Here is a 1431-nt window from a genome sequence, read left to right on the forward strand (position 1 = left end):
CCATCTTCATCATTCCAACCCATATCACCCGGATTGGTAACAATGTAAGGGATATTAGTATCTAAATTCAACCCTTTAGCAAGTAAGTTAAATCCTCCTAAATCCACATTAGCAGTAGCACCAGTATAAGGTACTTTTCCATTAAAGGTATTCCAATCAGTAGATGTTAATAACCCAGTTGTAGTAGTATTAGCATTTGGTGTTGTGTTATTAATTTGTAATGTTTCATCACCATCAGGATTTAATACAGCTAAACCTATATTAGTACCAGCAACTAACTTCTCACTTAAATATCCCAAACTATCATCTAATATACTAACTCTACCCTTACCATCAGCACCTATTCCATCATCACCTACAAATTTACCTTTATATTCAGAAATAATAGCATTAGTTACACCATTTAAGTTCTTAATCCATATATATTTAGCATTGGTATCATCAACAGTATAAGTCCCATCAACACCTGTTGGGCTATACAATATCTCAACATAATCACCATCATCTCCTTTAACAGTAGTAAACTCACCTATATCAACCCATGTTCCAGTAGGTATTGTACCATCATAGTCATATGACATTATTAAGTGTCCAGCTAAATTACCAGAAGGGGTACTACCACCAACTATATTAATAACAGGAGTTGAGGGAGGAGTTCTACCATCTGTTGTAACTATATGCCAATAAGGACTTGTAGCACTTGCTACAGTACCATCATAATTATCTAACACAATAGTACTATTATCACCACTTGTTGTTATAGCACCAGTACTATTAACTACAAATGGAGCACCATCCTGTCCATCTTGACCATTATCTCCTTGTAAATCTACAGCATCTATTGAGTTTATTACAAAACCAGAAGGACCAAAATAACTACCAATATTATCAATAGGCATAGTTCCTTGTCCACCAATATATCCTACTAACTTTAATACTGTTCTTTCATCTCCAACAGTCTCTAAATTAAGCACTGGACTCCATCCAGCATAATATGTATCAGTTAAGCCTAAAGTAGCTAAATAGTCATCTACCAACTGCTGTAATGTCTTCTTATCTATAAGGGAACCTACTTCTTTTGAAGCTGTATTAGTATCATACCTATTAGAAGTAGCAGGTAATGTAGTACCCGGTAAGGTATACTTTAACTGACTTGATGAGTTATTTATATCATATTTATTAGCCATAGTTAAAATCTATAAGTATAGTGGCAATTTAATAGTTTGTTTATATGCAGAAGAATAGTATTCATCTGGTCAGCAGTGAGTAAGTTAGTATTCAATGTGTTAGGTATGTCATACATTTCCATAAAATATACATACCCAGACAATATCACAATGTTATAGGCAGTAGTTCTTGTACTATACCCCATAAATTGTTTATAGGCATATGCACTAACATACTCACTATATCTATATGCTAAATCAGCAC

At 33.8% G+C, this 1431-nt stretch carries 2 protein-coding genes; both read right to left on the bottom strand.

The genetic code is table 11. The features are described 5' to 3' along the window. The coding region (locus ACRC03_RS09350; RefSeq protein ID WP_438652298.1) for a hypothetical protein at window positions 1-1187 on the bottom strand (1187 nt) is incomplete at its 3' end. Window positions 1188-1189: 2 nt separating this feature from the next. Then, window positions 1190-1431: hypothetical protein (locus ACRC03_RS09355; RefSeq protein ID WP_438652299.1), on the bottom strand; the 242-nt coding region annotated here is incomplete at its 5' end.

Origin of the sequence: Romboutsia sp. (assembly GCF_051659545.1) — a bacterium.
Lineage (GTDB): Bacteria > Bacillota > Clostridia > Peptostreptococcales > Peptostreptococcaceae > JBOFOR01.